General features: G+C 66.6%; 20 protein-coding genes. 12 read left to right on the top strand and 8 right to left on the bottom strand.

The window, feature by feature from the left end; all coding sequences use genetic code 11:
* Window positions 1-41 precede the first annotated feature (41 nt).
* A complete protein-coding gene (locus ACFPOU_RS14990; RefSeq protein ID WP_379722712.1) occupies window positions 42-1,112 on the top strand; it encodes a sugar-transfer associated ATP-grasp domain-containing protein in 1,071 nt (356 codons plus the stop codon).
* A 100-nt stretch (window positions 1,113-1,212) separates the two neighbouring features.
* A complete protein-coding gene (locus ACFPOU_RS14985; protein ID WP_379722709.1) occupies window positions 1,213-2,871 on the top strand; it encodes a CehA/McbA family metallohydrolase in 1,659 nt (552 codons plus the stop codon).
* A gap of 54 nt (window positions 2,872-2,925) precedes the next feature.
* Here the strand turns inward: ACFPOU_RS14985 and bfr are convergent, their stop codons facing one another.
* Window positions 2,926-3,396 (bottom strand): bacterioferritin, encoded by a 471-nt coding sequence (bfr, locus tag ACFPOU_RS14980; RefSeq protein WP_379722706.1) that lies wholly within the window; start codon window positions 3,394-3,396, stop codon window positions 2,926-2,928.
* A 92-nt stretch (window positions 3,397-3,488) separates the two neighbouring features.
* The gene (locus ACFPOU_RS14975; RefSeq protein ID WP_379722703.1) at window positions 3,489-3,701 is read right to left on the bottom strand and encodes a (2Fe-2S)-binding protein; all 213 of its coding nucleotides are present in this window, start codon (window positions 3,699-3,701) and stop codon (window positions 3,489-3,491) included.
* A 212-nt stretch (window positions 3,702-3,913) separates the two neighbouring features.
* Between ACFPOU_RS14975 and ACFPOU_RS14970 the strand changes: the two genes are divergently transcribed.
* The 7 genes from ACFPOU_RS14970 (at window position 3,914) to ACFPOU_RS14940 (ending at window position 10,404) form a co-directional block, all read left to right on the top strand.
* A complete protein-coding gene (locus ACFPOU_RS14970; RefSeq protein ID WP_379722700.1) occupies window positions 3,914-4,171 on the top strand; it encodes a FeoA family protein in 258 nt (85 codons plus the stop codon).
* 3 nt (window positions 4,172-4,174) lie between these two features.
* A complete protein-coding gene (gene feoB / locus ACFPOU_RS14965; protein ID WP_379722697.1) occupies window positions 4,175-6,055 on the top strand; it encodes a ferrous iron transporter B in 1,881 nt (626 codons plus the stop codon).
* A 1-nt stretch (window position 6,056) separates the two neighbouring features.
* Window positions 6,057-6,368 (top strand): DUF6587 family protein, encoded by a 312-nt coding sequence (locus tag ACFPOU_RS14960; protein WP_379722694.1) that lies wholly within the window; start codon window positions 6,057-6,059, stop codon window positions 6,366-6,368.
* 94 nt (window positions 6,369-6,462) lie between these two features.
* Entirely contained in the window at window positions 6,463-7,134 is a 672-nt protein-coding gene (locus tag ACFPOU_RS14955; RefSeq protein WP_379722691.1) for a glutathione S-transferase family protein, read from the top strand.
* A 5-nt stretch (window positions 7,135-7,139) separates the two neighbouring features.
* Window positions 7,140-7,928, top strand: a complete 789-nt coding sequence (locus ACFPOU_RS14950; protein WP_379722688.1) for a 5'-3' exonuclease — start codon at window positions 7,140-7,142, stop codon at window positions 7,926-7,928.
* A gap of 55 nt (window positions 7,929-7,983) precedes the next feature.
* Window positions 7,984-8,391: a response regulator gene (locus ACFPOU_RS14945; RefSeq protein ID WP_379722685.1), complete on the top strand. Its 408-nt coding sequence runs from the start codon at window positions 7,984-7,986 to the stop codon at window positions 8,389-8,391.
* Between the two features lie 198 nt (window positions 8,392-8,589).
* Window positions 8,590-10,404, top strand: coding sequence for a putative bifunctional diguanylate cyclase/phosphodiesterase (locus ACFPOU_RS14940; protein ID WP_379722682.1), 1,815 nt, complete (start codon window positions 8,590-8,592; stop codon window positions 10,402-10,404).
* A gap of 90 nt (window positions 10,405-10,494) precedes the next feature.
* On the opposite strand, the gene ACFPOU_RS14935 is transcribed toward ACFPOU_RS14940, so the two are convergent.
* The 3 genes from ACFPOU_RS14935 to ACFPOU_RS14925 all read right to left on the bottom strand — a co-directional run bounded on the left by ACFPOU_RS14935 (window position 10,495) and on the right by ACFPOU_RS14925 (window position 14,126).
* Window positions 10,495-12,228 (bottom strand): methyl-accepting chemotaxis protein, encoded by a 1,734-nt coding sequence (locus tag ACFPOU_RS14935; protein ID WP_379722679.1) that lies wholly within the window; start codon window positions 12,226-12,228, stop codon window positions 10,495-10,497.
* 274 nt (window positions 12,229-12,502) lie between these two features.
* The gene (gene mnmA / locus ACFPOU_RS14930; RefSeq protein ID WP_379722676.1) at window positions 12,503-13,615 is read right to left on the bottom strand and encodes a tRNA 2-thiouridine(34) synthase MnmA; all 1,113 of its coding nucleotides are present in this window, start codon (window positions 13,613-13,615) and stop codon (window positions 12,503-12,505) included.
* Window position 13,616: 1 nt separating this feature from the next.
* Window positions 13,617-14,126 (bottom strand): NUDIX hydrolase, encoded by a 510-nt coding sequence (locus ACFPOU_RS14925; RefSeq protein ID WP_379722673.1) that lies wholly within the window; start codon window positions 14,124-14,126, stop codon window positions 13,617-13,619.
* Between the two features lie 244 nt (window positions 14,127-14,370).
* On the opposite strand from ACFPOU_RS14925, the gene ACFPOU_RS14920 reads away from it, so the two are divergent.
* From ACFPOU_RS14920 to ACFPOU_RS14910, 3 genes are read left to right on the top strand one after another with little or no spacing between them, the layout of a single operon-like run.
* On the top strand, window positions 14,371-15,498 hold the full coding sequence (locus ACFPOU_RS14920; RefSeq protein ID WP_379722669.1) for a Re/Si-specific NAD(P)(+) transhydrogenase subunit alpha: 1,128 nt from the start codon (window positions 14,371-14,373) through the stop codon (window positions 15,496-15,498).
* Between the two features lie 10 nt (window positions 15,499-15,508).
* Window positions 15,509-15,838, top strand: coding sequence for an NAD(P) transhydrogenase subunit alpha part 2 (locus ACFPOU_RS14915; protein ID WP_379722665.1), 330 nt, complete (start codon window positions 15,509-15,511; stop codon window positions 15,836-15,838).
* Window positions 15,835-17,307 carry an NAD(P)(+) transhydrogenase (Re/Si-specific) subunit beta gene (locus ACFPOU_RS14910; protein WP_379722662.1) on the top strand — a complete coding sequence of 491 codons (1,473 nt, stop codon included), beginning with the start codon at window positions 15,835-15,837 and terminating at the stop codon, window positions 17,305-17,307. Before ACFPOU_RS14915 ends, ACFPOU_RS14910 begins: the two co-directional genes overlap by 4 nt.
* 68 nt (window positions 17,308-17,375) lie before the next feature.
* On the opposite strand, the gene ACFPOU_RS14905 is transcribed toward ACFPOU_RS14910, so the two are convergent.
* From ACFPOU_RS14905 to murU, 3 genes are read right to left on the bottom strand one after another with little or no spacing between them, the layout of a single operon-like run.
* Window positions 17,376-18,569 carry an FAD-dependent monooxygenase gene (locus ACFPOU_RS14905; RefSeq protein WP_379722659.1) on the bottom strand — a complete coding sequence of 398 codons (1,194 nt, stop codon included), beginning with the start codon at window positions 18,567-18,569 and terminating at the stop codon, window positions 17,376-17,378.
* Entirely contained in the window at window positions 18,569-19,900 is a 1,332-nt protein-coding gene (locus ACFPOU_RS14900) for an aminopeptidase P N-terminal domain-containing protein (protein ID WP_379722656.1), read from the bottom strand. The genes ACFPOU_RS14905 and ACFPOU_RS14900 overlap by 1 nt, the downstream gene beginning before the upstream one ends.
* Window positions 19,897-20,616, bottom strand: a complete 720-nt coding sequence (gene murU / locus ACFPOU_RS14895) for an N-acetylmuramate alpha-1-phosphate uridylyltransferase MurU (protein ID WP_379722653.1) — start codon at window positions 20,614-20,616, stop codon at window positions 19,897-19,899. Before murU ends, ACFPOU_RS14900 begins: the two co-directional genes overlap by 4 nt.
* Window position 20,617 lies beyond the last annotated feature (1 nt).

Genomic DNA, 20,617 nt, shown 5'->3' with positions numbered 1-20,617 from the left:
AGTCGCGGCCCGTCAGGAAGGCCGGTGATATAGGATTTCAAATGCAAGTCGTGAAAGATATCGGACGCGCCTGGGCCCGTCTACGCAAGGGGCAGGACGGCCTGGCCTACCTGCCGTTCTGGCGCCAGCTGGCCGAGATGGCGGCCCTGTTCCTGGTCCGGGGCATCGGGCCGGGCTATTACCTGCAGGCGCGCTGGTGGCGTCCCTCGGTGCCGTTCGCCGACAAGTGGGACCACCTCAACAAGAAGGAATACAACGCCTTCATCGACCGCTGGAACCGTCCGGGCTACCAGAAAAGCTCGCAGCACAAGGTGATCGAAAAGGCGATCCTGCAGCTGACCAGCGTGCCCACGCCCGAGTTCATCGGCTTCCTGCATGCCCAGCGCGGCGCGCGCGCCGACGGCGCCCCCTTGCGCAACCTGGCCGACCTGGAAGCGCTGTGCCGCCAACTGATGGGGAAAAAAGTCTGCTTCAAGCTGGTCGAGGGCTATGGCGGCGCCGGCTTCGCGGCCTTCCAGATCGGAGAAGAAGGCGGCCAGCCGGTCTTCGTGCACCCGGTGACGGGCGCCGTCACGCGCATCGCCGACTGGCATGCGCTGGTCGAACCGAACCGCGACGGCTATATCGTCGAGCATTACCTGGTCCAGCACGCGGTGTTGTCCGGGATCCACGCCAATTCCGTCAATACGCTGCGCATCTGGCTGTACCAGGCGCGCGGCGAATGCCGGATCGCCGGCGCCTTCCTGCGCGTCGGGCGCAAGGGCAGCATGGTCGACAACACCAGCGGCGGCGGCATCTTCTGCCCGGTCGACCTGGAAACGGGCATGCTCGGCTACGCGGCCAATGCGAAAAATCCGCTCGAGACGATGGCGGCCCATCCGGACACGGGCGGGCGCATCAGCGGCGTGCAGCTGCCGTACTGGAAGGAATGCCAGCAAGTGGCGATGCGTGCCCTGCAAGCCTTCCCGCACGTGAACCTGGCCGGGGTCGACGTCGCCATCGCGGTGGACGGCCCGCGCATGATCGAACTCAATGTCCGCCCGGACCAGATCGGCTGCGCCCGGATCGGGCTGCCGCTCAGGCAGGTGGAACGCTGGATGCGCGGCGCCTGACGCGGGACGGTGTATTTTTGTCAAAAAGTATATAAATATAGGCAACTAGTTCGCGGCCTGGCGCAAGCGGCTGTCCTGATGCAATTGCAACAATTGCATCATGAAAACCATCATCCCCCTCCCGTTCCCGTTCGCCGTGGTCCTGCTCTGCGGCGGCGCCGGCGGCGCCCTGGCGGCCATCGACGAACACAGCGAATTCGAAGCCACCCTGCACGCGCCGTATCGGGCGCCCGAGCCCGCCAAGGGCGAGGCACGCACGTTCACCCTCGCTTTCGATTATCCGAATGCGCGCCAGGCCCAGGTCGTCGACTGGCAGCTTGAACTGATCGCCCCGCGCGGCATCGTCGTGCGCCGCTGGCAGGGCAGCACGCCGCTGGGGCCGGCGGCGGCCAGCGTCGGCGTGCCCTGGTCGGGCCGGGCTGCCGGCAAGCTGGCCGCCGGCCTCTACGGGGTGCGCCTGCGCGCCGCCAGCCGCGACGCCGCCTCCAGCGCGCCTTCGCTCGACGTGCACGAGCAAACCTGGCAGATCCAGGTCGGCCTGGTGCCCACGCCGGCGCTGCCGCGGTTCGCGCCCTTGCCGGTGGGCCGCCTGGCCACGCCGGGCGCGCTGCCGGCACCCGCGGCACTGCCCTTCACCGTCTACCTCGGCAACCTGCACAGCCAGACCAACCACAGCGATGGCGGCGCCGAACTCGGCAACTGCAAGGGCGCGCAGGAACCCCTGACGGGCAGGTACGGTCCCGATGCCGCCTTTGCCTATGCCAGAGGCCACGGCCTCGACATCCTGGTCGCCTCGGAACACAACCACATGTACGACGGCTCGGACGGCACCCGGCCCGACACCGCTCCTTCGGTCCCCAAGGCGCTGTACCGCCAGGGCCTGGATGCCGCGGCCGGCTTCAACGCCGCGCATCCGGACTTCCTGGCCGTGTACGGGATGGAGTGGGGCGTCATCGACAAGGGCGGCCACGTGAACATTTTCAACAGCGAGCAGCTGCTCGGCTGGGAAAAGAACGCTAGAGGCGAACTGCTGGCCGACATCGCCACGCCGCGCAGCGATTACGCCGCGCTCTACACCCTGATGCGCGAGCGCGGCTGGGTCGGCCAGTTCAACCATCCGGCCACGAGCGGCCAGTTCGCCGTGAATGGAACGGCGCTCGGCTACACGGCCGACGGCGACGAGGCGATGGCCTTGTGCGAGGTCGTCAACAGCACCGCGTTCTCCACCAACGACAGGGAAGGGGAGACCCGGCGCAGCAATTTCGAGGCGGCCTGCAACAAGGTGCTGGAAGCGGGCTTCCACGTGGCCTTCAGCACCAACCAGGACAACCACTGCGCCAACTGGGGCACGGCCTATACCAACCGCACCGGCGTGCTGGTCCCGGCCGGTACGCCGCTGAACCGGGCCAGCTTCATCGAGGCCTTGAAAGCGCGGCGCGTGTTCGCGACCATGGACAAGGGCTCGCAGCTGGTGCTGACCGCGAACGGGCGCATGATGGGGGAGCGCTTCGCCAACAAAGGCGCCTTGACCCTGGTGGCCAACTTCGCCAGCACGGCGGGCAAGGCGGTGGCCTCGGTGGCCATCATGGAAGGGGTGCCGGGGCGCGGCGGAATAGTGACGCAGCTGTCGGACAAGGCGAGCGTGCGCTTCACGCCGGCCGTCGGCGCGCATTTCTACTATGCGAAGGTGACGCAGTCGGACGGCAACATCCTGTGGTCGGCACCGGTATGGGTGACGCAGGAAGAAGAGGGGAACTAAAGGGGCGGCGGCGCACCGCAAGGAGGGCACGGCGTGCCCTCCCCAGGGAATGCCTTACTCGGCCATCTGGCTCTGCAGGTAATTCTGGATCCCGACCTTCACGATCAGGTCGAGCTGGGTCTCGAGCCATTCGATGTGCTCTTCGGTGTCCTCGAGGATTTCGAGCAGCAGGTCGCGCGAGACATAGTCGGCAGCAAGCTCGGCGGCAGCGATGCCTTCCTTGACCGTGATCTGGGCAGCGCGCTCGAGGCGCAGGTCGGCCGCCAGCATCTCTTCGGTGTTTTCGCCGATCAGGAGCTTGTGCAGCGCCTGCAGGTTCGGCAAGCCGTCGAGCATCAGGATGCGGTCGATCAGCCTGTCGGCGTGCTTCATTTCGCCGATCGATTCGTCGTATTCTTTCTTGCCGAGCTTGAAGAAGCCCCAGTGCCGGTACATGCGGGCATGCAGGAAGTACTGGTTGACGGCGGTGAGCTCGTTGGTCAGCTGCGCGTTGAGCAGCCGGATGACGTTGGGATCGCCCTTCATGATGTGCCTTGTCGTGGTGTGTGCATTGCCACGATCATAGCAAAGCAGGAAGAAGCGCGCGCCAAAAACTGGCGACGTGCAATGAAAGCGGCTCAGGCCAGCTGCGAGGCACGAAAGCTCAGCTCGGTAATGACGGTCTTGCTGCCGATCGCTTCGTGCAGCACTTCGCGGGCATAGCTGATGCATTTGCCGCAATCCGTGCCCAGGCCCAGCTCTTCGCGCAGGGCGACGATCGAGGTAATGCCGAGGTCGACGGCCTGGCGGATTTCGCGGTCGGAGATATTGTTGCAGACACAGACGATCATCGAAGCAGTCCCTGAAGTGGCGCTGAACTAAACACTGGCGTTGTCAGTCAAATAATGAGAATCGTTCTCATTCGTGTTCTATTCTGCGGATTTTTTTCGGTGAGCGCAAGGGGTTTCGTCATGTGATCATTTCGCTAAATAGAAATAATTCGCATTTAGGCTTATGATGCTAGTATCTGTCTCATCAGCGCTACACCAACGGAAATGCCGCCATGACCCTCGTCCCCACATTGACCACACTCGACGCCCTGCAGGCCGGACAGAGTGCGACCGTGATCCACCTCGCGCCCCATGCACTCGGCGGGCAGGACGTGGCGCGCCGCCTGATGGAACTGGGCTTCGTGCCGGGTGAACGTATCCGCATGCTCAAGCGCGGGTTGCCGGGCGGCCCGGTCGCCGTCAAGGTCGGCGACTCGACCTTTGCCCTGCGCAAGTTCGAGGCCGCGCTCGTCTCGATCCAGCCGGAATAATCGATGGGCGTCATGGAACAGCAGGTGGCGGCGCGGCCGCCCCTGATCGCATTGCTGGGTAATCCGAACTGCGGCAAGACGGCCCTGTTCAACCGTCTCACCGGCGCGCGCCAGAAGGTGGCGAACTACGCCGGCGTGACCATCGAACGCAAGGAAGGCAGTTTTACCGCGCCCTCCGGGCGCGCCCTGCGCGTGCTCGACCTGCCCGGCGCCTACAGCCTGTCGGCCCAGACGCCCGACGAAGCCATCACGCGCGACGTCGTGGCCGGCCTGCGCGCCGGCGAGCAGGCGCCGGATGCCGTCGTCTGTGTCGTCAACGCCACGAACCTGCGCCTGAATCTGCGCCTGGTGCTGGAAATCCAGCGCCTCGGGCTGCCGATGCTGCTTGCCTTGAACATGGTCGACGTCGCCAGGAAGCGCGGCATCGAGATCGATACCGCCAAGCTGTCGCAGGAACTTGGCATGCCGGTGGTCGAGACCGTCGCCATCCAGGCCGGCGGCGAACAGGCGCTGCTCGAAGCGCTCGACCGCATGCCGCTCGAGCACCCGGGCGCGCCGCGGCCGCTGGCGGCGATCGACGCCGTGCCGGTCGAACAGACCCAGCGCGAAGTGCGCCGCATCCTCGATGCCTGCGCCAGCTATGCCCACGACAAGGGCAACCTGTCGGAGAAAATCGACCAGGTCGTCCTGCATCCGCTGGCCGGCCCGGTCATTCTGGCCGCGCTGATGTTCATCATCTTCCAGGCTGTCTTCAGCTGGGCCGAAGCGCCGATGGACTTCATTACCGGCAGCGTGGAAGGCATCGGCCAGTGGATCGGCGGCGCCCTGTCCGAGGGACCGCTGCGCAGCCTGATCGTGGACGGCATCATCGCCGGCGTCGGCGGCGTCCTGGTGTTCCTGCCGCAGATCCTGATCCTGTTCTTCTTCATCCTGGTCCTGGAAGACTGCGGCTACCTGCCGCGCGCGGCCTTCCTGCTCGACCGCATGATGGGCGGCGTCGGCCTGTCCGGGCGCGCCTTCATTCCGCTGCTGTCCTCGTTTGCCTGCGCGATTCCCGGCGTGATGGCCGCGCGCACCATCCAGAACCCGCGCGACCGCCTGGTGACGATCATGATCGCGCCCCTGATGACCTGCTCGGCGCGCCTGCCCGTGTACGCCCTGATCATCGCCGCCTTCATCCCGGCGCGCGAAGTGGGCGTCGTGAACTTGCAGGGCCTGGTGCTGTTCGCGCTGTACGCGCTGGGCATCGTGAGCGCCATGGGCGTGGCCTGGTACATGAAGCGCCGCAGCGGCGGCGGCCAGCATCCGCTGCTGCTCGAACTGCCCGCCTACCACTGGCCGCACCTGCAGACCCTGGCCCTGGGCCTGTGGGAGCGCGCCAGGATCTTCCTCACGCGCGTCGGCACCCTGATCCTCACCTTGATGGTGCTGCTCTGGTTCCTCTCGAGCTTCCCCGGCGCGCCCGAGGGCGCAACCCAGCCGCCGATCTACTACAGCGTGGCCGGCATGCTCGGCCGCGCGCTGGCGGTGATCTTCGAGCCGATCGGTTTCGGCTGGCAGATCTGCATCGCCCTAGTGCCCGGCATGGCCGCGCGCGAAGTGGCGGTCGGCGCGCTCGGCACCGTCTACGCGCTGTCGGGCTCGGGCGACGAAATGGCCAACACCCTGGGTCCGCTGATCGCCGGTTCGTGGTCGATGGCGACGGCCTTGTCGCTGCTGGCCTGGTACGTGTACGCGCCGCAGTGCATCGCGACCCTGTCGGTGGTGCGCCGCGAAACCGGCAGCGCACGATATGCCTGGATGATGGCCGGCTACATGTTCGCGCTGGCCTACCTGGCCTCCTTCATCACCTACCGCATCGCCCTGGCGCTCGGCGGAGGCTGACATGTGGCAGGAACTGAGCGTCGCGCTGATCGTGCTCGTTGCTGCCGTCTACATCGGCGCCAGGTACCTGCCGGCGGCCTGGCGCATCCGGGCCGTCAACCGGCTCTCGCACGGCGGCGCCGAGTCGACGCTGGTGCGCTGGCTCGATACGGCCGACAGTTGTGGCGGCGGGTGCAACACCTGCAATACGTGCGATTCGTCCGATTCGTCCGATTCGTCCGATTCGTCCAGTTCGTCCGAGAGGCCGCAAGCGCCGGCGCCGCCGGCGGGTGGCCGGCACCGCGTCATCAAGCTCCACAAACACGAGCGCTGACCCGCGCTCTGCCGGACCTGCGCGGGCGGGCGCCCTTTTGGCAAGGGCGCAACAGTGCTAAGCTAACGCTCCTTCGTTCTTCGTCCGCGCGCCCATGATCACCGTCCATCACCTGAACAATTCGCGCTCGCAGCGCATCCTCTGGCTGCTCGAAGAGCTGGGCCTGCCCTACGAGATCAAGAAGTACCAGCGCGATCCGAAGACGATGCTGGCGCCGCCCGAACTCAAGGCCGTGCACCCGCTCGGCAAGTCGCCCGTGATCACCGATGGCGACACGGTCGTGGCCGAATCCGGCGCCATCGTCGACTACCTGGTCGAGCGCTACGGCAACGGGCGCTTCATCCCGGCCGCGGGCACGCCGGAAAAACTGCAATACAGTTTCTACCTGCACTTCGCCGAAGGCTCGGCCATGTCGCCGCTGCTCATGAAGCTGGTGTTCGACCGCATCGAGACCGGCCCCATGCCTTTCTTCGCCAAACCGATCGCGCGCTCGATCGCGCGCAAGGTCAAGGAGACGTTCGTCAATCCGAACATCAAGAACCAGCTCGACTATCTCGAGTCCGAGCTGGCGGCGCGCGACTGGTTCGCCGGCAGCCAATTCAGTGCCGCCGATATCCAGATGAGCTTCCCGCTGGAGGCGGCATCCTCGCGCGGCGGCCTGGACGCGCGGTACCCGCGCCTGAGCGCCTTCCTGCAGCGCATCCACGCCCGTCCGGCGTACGCGCGCGCGCTGGAACGCGGCGGCAGGTACGACTACGCAAGGTAGGACGCATGGCCAAGCTGCTCGCGATCGACTCACTGAACATCGTGCGCCGGGTCTACGAAGCCAGCCCCGAGCCGGACTCCGACCTGAAGGCCGGCATTGCCCTGCGCCACGCCTTTTCGTCGTTTCGCACGCTGCTCGAGACGCACGCGCCGACCCACGTGCTGGCCGCGTTCGATTACGGCGGCAAGACCTGGCGCCACGCGCTGTACCCGCGCTACCGCGAACACCGCGCGCCCATGCCCTCGGTACTGAGGGAGGCCCTGCCGGCATTCCAGGAGCGCCTGCGCACGGCCGGCGTGCCGGTGGCGATGCTGCCGGAAGTCGAGGCCGACGACGTCGTCGCCACGTGCGTCATGCGCTGGCTGAACGAGAATCGGGGCGAGGCGATTGTCGCCACCACCGACAAGGACCTGCACGTGCTGATCGCGCATGGCGCCCTGGTCTGGGATCATTTCAAGAACGAGTGGCATGACGACCCCTGGGTGCGCAACAAGTTCGGGGTCGCGCCGGAACAGCTCCACGATCTGCTCGCGCTGATGGGCGACGCCACCGACGGCGTGCCGGGCGTGTCCAAGATCGGCATGAAGACGGCGGCGCGCCTGCTCACCGCCTACGGCAGCCTGGACGCGGTAATGGCCGGCGCCGGCATCCTCAAGACGCCGCTGGGCGAGCGCCTGCGCGCCGAGCGCGACATCCTGTACCTGTCGCGCCAGCTGGTGCAGCTGAAAACCGACGTGCGCCTGGGCGTGACCTGGAAGATGCTCGCTTACGAATCACACGAGGGCGCCGTATAAAATCCTCCATGGCGGCTTTGATTGACGCTCCACGAAACGAAAAGGAAAACCCGGCATGCTCAAGGCAGTGATAGTCGACGCGAACGCGATCTCGCGCGGCTTGTTGAATTCCGTGCTGATGGACGGCGGCTACGAGGTCGTCGGCCAGACCCATACCAGCCACAGTGCGCTGCTGCTGGCCGCCCGGCTGCGCCCGCAGATCATCTGCATCGCGCGCGAGCAGGCCGAAGACGGCAGCGGCGTCATCGAATCGCTGCGCGCGAGCTCGCCCAAAGCCCTGATCTTCATGGTATCGGGCACGCTCGACGCCGCCACCATCCAGGCCGCGCTGGCGCGTGGCGTCAACGGCTTCATCGTCAAGCCGTTCAAGGCCGACGCCGTCCTGAAGAGCATCCGCAATACCGTCATCGCCGTGGTGCGCAAGCAGCAAGCCGGCGGCACGCCCGATACCGGCGGCGCCTGATAGGTAAACCGAGCAAAAAATCCAAATGCCGGAATTGATGATGGCATACAACGTTCGCGCGTGTTCGCGTCACGAATCAATATATTGGCGTGGGTGTCGTTGCAATTAAGTTGACTTACGGAAATTCTATGATCAAAATGTCGCATGTCATCATTTTCGTCATATCAGTTTTCCCAGGCCGGCAAGGAGCCTCACGCCATGGATCCCCATCTCCCGGTTCGGCTGGAAGCGGCCCGCCTTGATGCGTTGCGCAAGCTCGACCTGCTCGATACCCCTGCAAGCGAGGCCTTCGACCGCATCACCCGCATGGCTGCCCAGCTGTTCGGCCTGCCCATGGCGGCGGTGTCGCTCACCGATGTCGACCGCCAGTGGTTCAAGTCGCGCGTCGGCATCGATCATTGTGCGACCCCGCGCGCGCAGGCCCCTTGCGGCCAGGTAGTCGGTACCGCCAGCATGCTGGTCGTTTCCGATCTGCTGGCAAACGACCGCTACCGTGACAGCATACTGGCCGCCAGCGGAATACGCTTTTATGCCGGCGCGCCGCTGCTCACGCGCGACGGCCATTGCCTGGGCACGCTGTGCGTGCTCGGTACCGAGCCGCGCACCATCAGCGCGGCCGAGCGCGGCGGCCTGGCCGACCTGGCGGCGATGGTGATGGCGCAGATCGAATTGCAGCACGCGATCGGCCGCATCGACCCGGTCAGCGGCATCCCGAACCGCAACCAGTTCGCCGACGACCTGGCGGACCTGGGCATCGAGCAGGCCGGCGGCGCGACGCGCCTGGCCGCGCTGGTGAACTTGGCCACGCCCGAGCAGGTCAGCAGCGCGGTGCGCGCGCTGGGCGCCGGCTTTGTCGAAGACCTGGTGCGCGACGCGGCCCATATGCTGCGTGCGGCGCTCGGTCCCGGGCGCAAGCTGTACCACGTCGGCCTGACCCAGTTCGCCTTCCTGGCCGAACCGGGCGCGGACCTGGCGCGCTTTTGCGACTGGCTCGACGCCTGGATCGCGCTGCGCGCCGACAGTCCCGCGGCCCGCTTCGTCAGCACTGCCACCGCCGGCGTGGCGCCGTTCGCGGCCGGCCAGGCCGACCCCTTCGACCTGCTGCGCGACATGTATAGCGCCGCCCATGACGCTCTCGAAGGCTCGTACCGGGTGCGGGTGTTTTCGGCCGCGCAGAACGCCGCGTTCATGCGGCGCTTCCGCATCGCCAGCGAGTTCGGTGCCGCGCTCGCCGACGACAGCCAGCTGCGCCTCGTGTTCCAGCCGAAAATCGAACTTGGCACCGGCCGCTGCGTCGGCGCCGAGGCGCTGTTGCGCTGGCGCCATCCGGCGCTGGGCGAGATCGCGCCGGGCGAATTCATCCCCGTGATCGAACAGACTGCGCTGGCGCGCGCCACCACGCGCTGGGTGCTCGAGCGCGCCCTTCGCCAGCTGGTCGCCTGGCGGCACGCCGGCCTGGTGACCCAGGTCGCTGTCAACGTCTCGGCCGTCAACCTGCTCGAACCGGATTTTTGCGCGCACGTGCTGGGCCGCCTGCAAGCGCACGGCCTGGCGCCGGGGGCGCTGGCCATCGAGATCACCGAAAGCGCGCTCATGATCAACCGCGTGCTGGCCGCCTCCACGCTCGCCGCCCTGAGCGCTGGCGGCGTGCAGCTGGCGATCGACGATTTCGGCACCGGCTACAGCAGCCTGGCCTACCTGCAGAGCGTGCCGGCGAACGTGGTCAAGATCGACCAGAGTTTCGTGCGCGACCTCGATACCGACCGGCGCAAGCGCGCGCTGGTGGCGGCCATGATCAAGCTCTCGCACGACCTCGGCCAGCTGGTCGTGGCCGAGGGTGTGGAAACGGCGCCGGTGGCACGCTTCCTGGCCGGCGCCGGCTGCGACCAGGTGCAGGGCTACCTGTATGCGCGCCCGATGGCGCCGGCGCAATTCGAGGAGTGGATCTGCGCCGAGTGGACGCTGGCGCGCCCGCGCGCGTCGCACCCGAGCGCGCAGCCGGCCTACGCCTGACCGGGCACGCGCCGCGGGCATAAACGACAACGGCGCACCATCGGTGCGCCGTTCTTGTATCCGCGCGCAGCTGCACGCGGCATTACCGCATCAGAACTCTTCCCAGCCGTCGGCCGCGGTGGTGGCCAGTTGCGGCGTGCGCGCAGCGGCCTGCGCTTTCGCCTTCGGGGCAACCGGCGCGGGCGCGGCAGCGGCGCGCGCAGCGGCTGGTTTCGCCAGGCGCGGCGCGGCCGCTTTTGGCGCGACCGCCGCGGGTGCGACGGCGGCTTTCTTCCCCTCGCCGCCGGTGCGGAACACGGCCACCGTGGTCGCCAGCGCCGCCGCCTGGGTGCGCATGGCGTCGGCCGCGGCCGAGGTTTCCTCGACCAGGGCGGCGTTCTGCTGGGTCACTTGGTCCATCTGGGCGATGGCCTGGTTGATCTGCTCGATGCCGGCGCTTTGCTCGCGGCTGGCCGAACTGATCTCGCCCATGATGTCGGTCACGCGGCGGATGCTGGTGACGATTTCTTCCATCGTGTGGCCCGCTTCGCCGACCAGGCGGCTGCCGTCGCCGACCTTGCTGTTCGAGTCCCCGATCAAGCCCTTGATGTCTTTTGCTGCGGCGGCCGAACGCTGCGCCAGGTTGCGCACTTCGGAGGCCACGACCGCGAAGCCGCGGCCTTGCTCGCCGGCGCGCGCCGCTTCGACGGCCGCGTTCAAGGCCAGGATATTGGTCTGGAAGGCGATGCTGTCGATGACGCCGATGATGTCGGCGATGCGCGTGGAAGCGGCATTGATCGCTTCCATGGTGCCGACCACCTGTTTCACCACCTCGCCGCCGCGCTCGGCCACGCTGGAGGCGGTTGCCGCCAGGGTCGTGGCCTGGCGCGCGTTGTCGGCATTCTGTTTCACGGTCGAGGTCAGCTCTTCCATGGAAGAAGCAGTTTCCTCGAGTGCGCTCGCCTGCTGCTCGGTGCGGCTCGAGAGATCGAGGCTGCCAGCCGCCACCTGGGACGAGGCCGAGGCGATCAGGTCGGTGCCGTTGCGCACCGTCGAGACTGTCGTCAAGAGGCTGTCGTTCATCTTTTTCAAGGCGCCCAGCAGCTGGCCCAGCTCGTCCCTGGTGGTGACCTCGATGCGGCTGGTGAGGTCACCCGCGGCGACCGTCTCGGCAATGGCCAGGGCGCGCGCCACCGGCACCGTGATCGAGGCCGTGATGCGCCAGGCCGTGAAGGCGGCCAGCGCCAGGATGGCGGCGGAAAGGCCGAACATCATGGTGACGGTGTTGTTGTAGGTCTGCTCGGCATCGGCGACGGCCTTGTCGGCCAGGTCTTCCTGCAGCTTGATCTGGTTGTTGAGCACCTTGCGGTAGTCGGCCAGCAGCGGCCGGTACTGCTCGGTCAGGTAGGCCGACGCGCTGGCAATGTCGTACGCGCCGATACGGCGCAGCAGCTCGTTTTGGGCGGCAATGGCCTTGACCTGGTATTCCTGGGCCTGGCGCACCAGCGCCTTGCCTTCTTCGCTGACGACGGTTTTCTGCAGCAGGCTCGTGCTCGCGGCAATGGCGGCACGGGCTTTTTCGATGTCGGCCATCTGGGCCTGGCGGTCGGCCGCGTTGCTGTTGAGCATCATGTTGCGCAGCGCGATCGAGATCGTGTTGACCTGGTGCACCGTATCGTTCGACGCCTCGATCTTCGGCATGTAGTTATTGACGATGATTTCGGTTCCGGCATTGATCCGCCCGAGCATGGTGGTGCCGAACAGGACGATGACGAGGAGGAGGGCACAGAGGAGTCCGAAGCCGGCAAAGAGCCGGGTCCTGACGCGCAGGTTCGATATGTTCATGAATAACATTTTCCGGTGATAGCGTGGCAGTCGACAACGCAGGGTTGAAATTGCAATTTCCGCTTAGAAACTAGAATAACGTCATTCTTTGTGGAAACTCAATCGTGATGCCCGGATTTTTGATGATTCTGCTGAACTTTTAAAACGAACGTCCAGGACTGGTGCGCCGATACGACGCTTTTTTAACTGGAAGTAGTTTTATGATGACAGATAGATGGTTTCAGCGGCGCCGCCCGCGCTGCCTGTGCTTCCTTGCAGCGCGTGAGCGTGCCGATCAGCCGCCCGCCGCGCCGGCGCCGTCGATGATGCCGCCGCCGACACAAATGTCGCCGTCGTACAGCACGGCCGACTGGCCCGGCGTGACCGCCCATTGCGGCTCGCTGAAGTCCAGCGCGAAGCGCGCCGGGCCGGCGGCGGCGACGGCGCAGGCCATGTCCGCCTGGCGGTAGCGGGTCTTGGCCGACAGCAGGCCGGGTGCCGGCGGCTCGCCCGCCACCCAGCTGGCCTGGCCCGCTTCCAGCCGGCTCGCGAGCAGCCATGGATGGTCGTGGCCCTGCACGATGTACAGCGTATTGGTGGCCATGTCCTTGCGCGCGACAAACCACGGCTCGCTGGTGCCGTCGGCATTGCGGTGGGTTTTCAGGCCGCCGATGCCGATGCCCTTGCGCTGGCCCAGCGTGTAGAACGACAGGCCGATGTGCTCGCCCACCGTTTGTCCATTGTCGAGCTTCATCGGGCCCGGCTCGTGCGACAGGTAGCGGTTCAAAAAGTCGCGGAAAGGACGCTCGCCGATGAAGCAGATGCCGGTCGAATCCTTCTTCGCCGCGTTCGGCAGCTTGAGCTTTTCCGCGATTTTCCGCACCTCGGTTTTCGGGAGCTCGCCGAGCGGGAACAGGGATTTCGAAAGTTGCGCCTGGTTCAAGCGGTGCAGGAAATAGCTCTGGTCCTTGGTGTGGTCGAAGGCTTTGAGCAGTTCGAACTTCCCGAGCGGGTTTTCGCGCACGCGCGCATAGTGGCCGGTGGCGATCAGGTCGGCGCCGAGCTTCATGGCGTGGTCGAGGAAGGCCTTGAACTTGATTTCGGCATTGCAGAGGACGTCCGGGTTCGGCGTGCGGCCGGCCTGGTATTCGCGCAGGAATTCGGCGAACACGCGGTCCTTGTACTCGGCGGCGAAATTGACCGCCTCGATATCGACCCCGACCACGTCGGCCACGCTGGCCGCGTCGAGCCAGTCCTGGCGCGTCGAGCAGTATTCGGAATCGTCGTCGTCTTCCCAGTTCTTCATGAACAGGCCGACGACCTCATAGCCTTGTTCCTTCAGCATCCAGGCCGCGACCGAGGAGTCGACCCCGCCCGACATCCCGATCACGACTTTTTTCTTGCTCATGTTACGTCCGGTTGATTGCGTTCATCGCCAGCTCGGCGCACTCGAACACCGATGGATGGGTATAAAGAAGCGCCAGGTCGGTGCGCCGGCCGGCCAGGTAATCGTCCACGCATTGCAGCACGATCGGACTGCGGTGGCGCTCGCTGGAGGCGGCGATCTCGTCGCGCGTCATCCACAGGGTGCGCAGGATGCCGTCGTCGAGCGGCTGGTCGTACTGCCGGCCGGCGTTGCCGCAAAAGGTGAAGCGCAAATAGGTGATGTCGGCATTGCGCGAGCGCGAGTAATAGCGCGACATGTACATCCCGACCAGGCCGGTAGGAATGAATTCGTAGGCCGTCTCTTCCATCGCTTCGCGCACGACCGCCTGCTCCAGCGACTCGCTTTCGTCGAGGTGGCCGGCCGGCTGGTTCAGCTTGATGCCTTCGCTCGTTTCTTCCTCGATCAGGAGAAAACGGCCATCCCGTTCGATGATGGCGGCAACAGTGACTGACGGTCTGAAGGTATGGGTCATGCGCGTCCTCGACAAATGAGCCGATATTCTACAGCGGCCATCAAAGCGTTGCTCGCAAGTACCTGTGCAGTGCAACAAAAAAGCGTCAATCGCATCGATTTGATACACAAAACGGAGGCACTGTAGCCTGGCTGTATCGGATTGACCCGGAAAGCGTACGGCTGGCCACGCTACAACAAAGGAATGGTAAAAGAGCCATGGTTACGTGGTAAATTGTGAACACAACAACATGAAGGAGGAATGCATGAGAATTGGCATTCCGGCCGAAATACGGCCGGGCGAGACGCGCGTAGCTGCGACTCCGGAAACAGTGAAGAAACTGGCAACCCGCCACCAGGTCGTCGTGCAGTCCGGCGCCGGTGTGCGGGCCGCCGTTCCCGACGAAGCCTACGCCGCCGCCGGCGCCACCATCGGCAGCATGGAAGACGCCTTTGGCGCCGACCTGGTGCTGAAGGTGCGCGCCCCGAATGAGCTCGAACGCACCCGCATGCGCCCGGGCACGGTGGTGGTCGGCATGCTCAATCCTTTCGATAAGGACAACACCGCCGCCATGACGGCCAGCGGCCTGACCGCGTTCGCGCTGGAAGCGGCGCCGCGCATCTCGCGCGCGCAGTCGATGGACGTGCTGTCTTCGCAAGCGAACATCGCCGGCTACAAGGCCGTGATGCTGGCCGCGAACACCTACCAGCGCTTCATGCCGATGCTGATGACCGCCGCCGGCACCGTGAAGGCGGCGCGCGTGCTGGTCATGGGGGTCGGCGTGGCCGGCTTGCAGGCGATCGCCACCGCGAAGCGGCTGGGCGCCGTGATCGAAGCGTCCGACGTGCGTCCGCCCGTGAAGGAACAGGTCGAGTCGCTCGGCGCCAAGTTCATCGACGTGCCTTTCCTGACCGACGAGGAGCGCGAAATCGCCCAGGGCGTGGGCGGGTATGCGCGCCCGATGCCGGCCGACTGGATCCGCCGGCAGGGGGAGCTGGTGCACGAACGGGCCAAGCTGGCCGACATCGTCATCACGACCGCCCTGATCCCCGGCCGCGCGGCGCCGGTCCTGATCCGCGAAGAAACGGTGATGGCCATGAAGCCGGGCTCGGTGATCGTCGACATGGCGATCGAGCAGGGCGGCAACTGCCCGCTGACGGAACTGGGCAAGACAGTGGTCAAGCACGGCGTCTACATCATCGGCGAGCCGAACCTGGCCGCGCTGGTCGCGGCCGACGCCTCGGCCCTGTACGCGCGCAATGTGCTCGACTTTTTAAAACTCGTGATCGACAAGGACGACAAGTTCGTCATCGACCGCGAGGACGAGATCGTGCGCGCCACATTGCTTTGCCATAACGGCGCAACGCCGGGCGGCGATCCGCTGCGCACATAAAGGAACTGCCATGGAAATCAGCCACACCATCATCAACCTGATCATCTTCGTACTGGCGATCTACGTCGGCTACCACGTCGTCTGGACCGTCACCCCGGCCCTGCACACGCCGCTGATGGCGGTCACCAATGCCATCTCCGCGATCATCATCGTCGGCGCCATGCTCGCCGCCGGCCTGACCGAAGGCCTGCTCGGCCAGACCATGGGCACGCTCGCCGTCGCGCTGGCCGCCGTCAACGTGTTCGGCGGCTTCCTCGTCACCCAGCGCATGCTCGAGATGTTCAAGAAGAAGGAACCCAAGGCCGCACCCAAGGCGACCGCGACCAAGGAGGCCGCATGAACTACATCAGCATGAATATGGTCACGCTGCTGTACCTGGTGGCGTCGGTCTGCTTCATCCAGGCCCTGAAAGGGCTGTCGTCGCCCTCGTCCGCGCGTCTGGGCAATACCTTCGGCATGGCCGGCATGGCCATCGCGGTGGCCACGACGGTTGCCCTGATCTTCAAGATGCAGGCGGAGTTCGCCGACGCCGCGCGTAGCGGCGCGGGCGGCATCGGCTTTCCGCTGGTGCTGATCGGGGTCGTCGTCGGCGGCGCGATCGGGGCCTACGCGGCAAAGAAGGTCGAGATGACCAAGATGCCGGAACTGGTGGCGGCCATGCACTCCCTGATCGGTCTGGCGGCCGTGTGCATCGCGGTGGCGGCAGTGTCCGAACCCTGGGCCTTCAACATCGCCGAGCGCGGCGGCGCGCTGCCCTTCGGGAACCGGCTCGAGCTGTTCATCGGCACCTTCGTCGGCGCCGTCACCTTCTCGGGCTCCGTGATCGCCTTCGGCAAACTGTCGGGCAAGTACAAGTTCCGCCTGTTCCAGGGCGCGCCGGTGCGGTTCAGCGGCCAGCACATCCTGAACCTGGTCATTGCGGTCGCCATCGTCGCGCTGGGCCTCGTGTTCTGCTTCTCCGACGCCGTGGAGCCAGCCTGGACGCCCTTCGTCATCATGGCCGCGCTCTCCTTCGTGCTGGGCGTGCTGATCATCATCCCGATCGGCGGCGCCGACATGCCGGTGGTGGTGTCGATGCTCAACTCCTACTCGGGCTGGGCGGCGGCCGGCATCGGCTTCTCGCTCAACAATTCGATGCTGATCATCGCCGGCTCGCTCGTCGGTTCGAGCGGCGCGATCCTCTCGTACATCATGTGCAAGGCGATGAACCGCTCCTTCTTCAACGTCATCCTGGGCGGCTTCGGCGGCGAGGCCGCCGCCGAGTCGGGCGACGCCAAGGAGCAGCGGCCGGTGAAATCCGGTTCCGCCGAAGACGCGGCGTTCATCTTGCAGAATGCGGAATCGGTGATCATCGTTCCCGGCTACGGCCTGGCGGTGGCGCGCGCCCAGCATTCGGTCAAGGAGCTGGTCGACAAGCTGACCGAGCGCGGCGTGCACGTGCGCTACGCGATCCACCCGGTGGCCGGCCGCATGCCGGGCCACATGAACGTGCTGCTGGCCGAGGCCGAGGTGCCCTACGACCAGGTCGCGGAAATGGAAGACATCAACGGCGAATTCGGCCAGACCGACGTCGTGCTGGTGCTGGGCGCGAACGACGTGGTCAATCCGGCGGCCAAGGATCCGAAGTCGGCCATTGCCGGCATGCCGATCCTCGAGGCGTACAAGGCGAAAAGCATCATCGTCAACAAGCGCTCGATGGCCTCGGGGTATGCGGGTCTGGACAACGACCTGTTCTACATGCCGAACACGATGATGGTGTTCGGCGACGCCAAGAAGGTGATCGAGTCGATGGTCAAGGCGGTCGAGTAGGTCGCCGCCGCGCGCCACGGCGGCCGTGCATGCGGCCGCCGTGGCGCGGCTGCCGTGGCTGCCGTGGCTTATCCCTGGCGATGCGGCAGCAGCGGCGAGCCGCCACGCCTCCCGTACATCATCAGTTCGCCCAGCATGGTGCGCGCCGGCTGCACCGCGTCCAGCGTTGCCAGTCCCAGTCCCAATACCGCTTGCAGCGGTCCGCCGCCGACGAAAGCGCGCGCCATGGCGTCGGTCATCGCGATCGTCAGCTGCCGGTCCTGCGCGCGCTCGCCGAGGAAGCGCCCGATGCCTTCCGGCCCGGCGCAGCGCGCCAGCAACCGTGCCAGCACGGCGGCGTCGCGCAGGCCGAGATTCAAGCCCTGTCCGGCCACCGGATGCAGCGTCTGCGCCGCATTGCCGATGGCGACCGTGCGCGCGGTGGCGTGCGCTTCGGCGTTCAGGCCGAGGGGATAGGCGAAGCGTGCCGACACCCTGGTAAAGCGGCCCAGCCGGCCGCCGAAGGCTTCGCCCAGTTCCTGCAGAAAACGCGTCTCTTCCATCGCCTGCAGCGCGGCGGCGCGCCCGGGCTCGACGCACCAGACCAGCGCATACTGGAAACCGTCGGCGCCGTCCTGCGGCAGCAGGGCCAGCGGTCCTTCGTCGGTGAAGCGCTCGAAGGCGCGGTGCGCGATCGGCGCACTGGCGCACACGCGCGCGATCACGGCGCTCTGGCCATAGTCGCGCGTCTTGCCCTTGTCTTCGCGCTGGCCGAAGACGCCGCCCTCGGCGCCGACCGCGACCTGCGCGGTGAGCATGCGGCCGTCGTCGAGCGACAAGGCCACGTGCCCGCTCGTCTCGTCCATCGCCGCCACGCGCGCCGGGCGGATCACCTGGACGCCGGCGCGTTCGACCGCGCGCGCCAGCGCATCGACCACGTCGCCATAGCGCGCGACGTAGCCGAGTGCATCGAGCCCGTGCTCGGACCGGTCGAGCAGGCTGCGCCCGAACCGGCCGCGGCGAGAGACGTGGATGGTGTGGATCGGGGTGGCCGAAGAGCTTGGCAAAAGAGGCCAGGCGCCGACTTCCTCGAGCAGCTGGCGGCTGCCCCAGGCCAGCGCGATCGAGCGCGGGTCCGAGATCGACTGGCCCAGCGCCCGCGCATCGATGACGGCGATGCGCGCGCCGTCGAGGCCGCGCCGGGCAAGCAGGGCGGCCAGGGCCAGGCCGACCGGACCGGCGCCGCAGATCGCCACGTCGACCGTGTCATTGTGCTGTTCCATCATCGCTGCGCCACCAGGGCTTCGATTTCCGGCACCGTCTTCGGCGCCGCGCCGGAGAGCACGCGCGCGCCCGCTTCGCCGACGATCACGTCGTCCTCGATGCGGATGCCGATGTTCCAGAAGCGCTCCGGCACGCCCGGTCCGGGACGCACATAGATGCCCGGTTCGACCGTCAGCGCCATGCCGGGAACGAGCGCGCGCGACGGCTTGCCTGCGGCGTCGAGGTCGCGGTAGCTGCCGCTATCGTGCACGTCCAGCCCGAGCCAGTGGCCGGTGCCATGCATGTAGAAGGGGGTGTAGGCGCGCTCGGCCAGCACGTCGTCGACGCTGCCGTAGCTGGCGCGGTCGAGCAGTTTCAAATCGAGCATGCCTTCGGCCAGCACGGCCAGCGCCGCCTCGTGCACGTCGCTGTAGGGACGGCCCGGCACGATGGCGCGCAAGGCCGCCGCCTGCGCCACCAGCACCAGTTCGTACAGGGTTTTCTGGGCGTCCGAAAAACGGCCATTGACCGGGAAGGTGCGCGTGATGTCGGAGGCATAGCTGTCGAATTCGCAGCCGGCGTCGATCAGGACCAGGTCGCCGTCGCGCATCCGGGCATTGTTGGCGCTGTAGTGCAGCACGCAGGCGTTGGCACCGCTGGCCACGATCGGCGTGTAGGCCGGGAACTGGGCGCCGCCCTTGCGGAAGGCGTAGAGCAGCTCGGCCTCGAGTTCGTATTCGAACATGCCGGGCCGCACGGCTTGCATCGCGCGCACGTGGCCGGCGCCGGCAATCGTCGCCGCGCGCAGCATCAAGCCCTGTTCGGTCTCGTCCTTCAGCAGGCGCATTTCGTCGACCAGCGCCAGCAGGTGCTGGGTGCGGCCGGGCGCGGCGATGCCGCTGCGCGCGCGGGCGCGCACCGCCTGCAGCCAGCGCGCCACCTGGGCGTCGAGCGCGGCATTGCGGGCCACGGCGTAATACAAAACGGGCACGTCGGCCAGCAGGCGCGCCATCTGCGCGTCGAGTTCGCCAATCGGAAAGGCTGCGTCGAAGCCGAAGGCGTCGAGCGCGGCGGCGGGACCGTGGCGAAAGCCGTCCCAGATCTCGCGCTCGGCATTCTTCTCGCGGCAGAACAGGATCGAGCGGGCCGGCGCCTCGCCTTGGCCGGCCACGAGCACCAGCACGCTTTCCGGTTCCGTAAAGCCGGTCAGGTAATAGAAATGGCTGTCGTGGCGGTAGGGGTAGTCGCTGTCGCCGTTGCGCGCCACTTCCGGGGCGGTCGCCAGCACCGCCACCGCGCCCGGCTCCATGCTTGCCGCCAGGCGTGCGCGGCGCGCGGCAAACGGGTTCACGCGCCGGCCTTCCTGCCGGGCGGCGCGTTGAGTTCCTCGAGCTGGGCGACGGTGCCGACATTGACCCAGGGGCCGGTGTAGACCTCGCCGCCGATGCGCCCTTGCGCGATGAACTTGCGCATCAGCGGGCCGAACTTGACGAATTCGCCAGGGGCGATGCCGTCGAACATTTCAGGGCGGTAGACGCCGATGTTCCCGAAGTTCCATTTCGGTGTTCCCTCGTTCGAGAGCGTGTACAGCTCCAGGCCGAAGTCGCCGTCCGGGTTGTGCCAGGGGTTCGGCGTCATGTAGAGCCAGGCGATGTCGCGCTGTCCGGGCGCGAGCGGCTGGCCGCGCGCGTCGTTGTCGGGCAGGGCGTCGAACACCTGCGAGAAATCGAAATAGGGCGCATAGATGTCGCCCGACAGCGCGACAAAGGGTGCGTCGCCCAGCAGGTGCAGGGCGTTGGCGATGCCGCCGGCCGTTTCCAGCGGGGTCGGCTCGTGCGAATAGACGATGCGCGCGCCGAACTGGCTGCCGTCGCCGAGCGCTTCTTCCAGCATGTGGCCGAGGTGCGAGTGGTTGATGACGATCTCGGTGATCCCGGCGCGCACCAGGTTCAGGATGTGCCAGGCGATGAGCGGACGGCCGCGCACCTTGAGCAGGGGTTTCGGGCAAGTATCGGTCAGCGGACGCATGCGTTCGCCACGGCCGGCGGCCAGGATCATGGCTTTCATG

This window comes from Massilia jejuensis (assembly GCF_042656795.1).
In the GTDB taxonomy this organism is placed as follows: Bacteria; Pseudomonadota; Gammaproteobacteria; order Burkholderiales; family Burkholderiaceae_D; genus Telluria; species Telluria jejuensis.
This window is presented reverse-complemented; position numbering and strand designations above follow the sequence as displayed.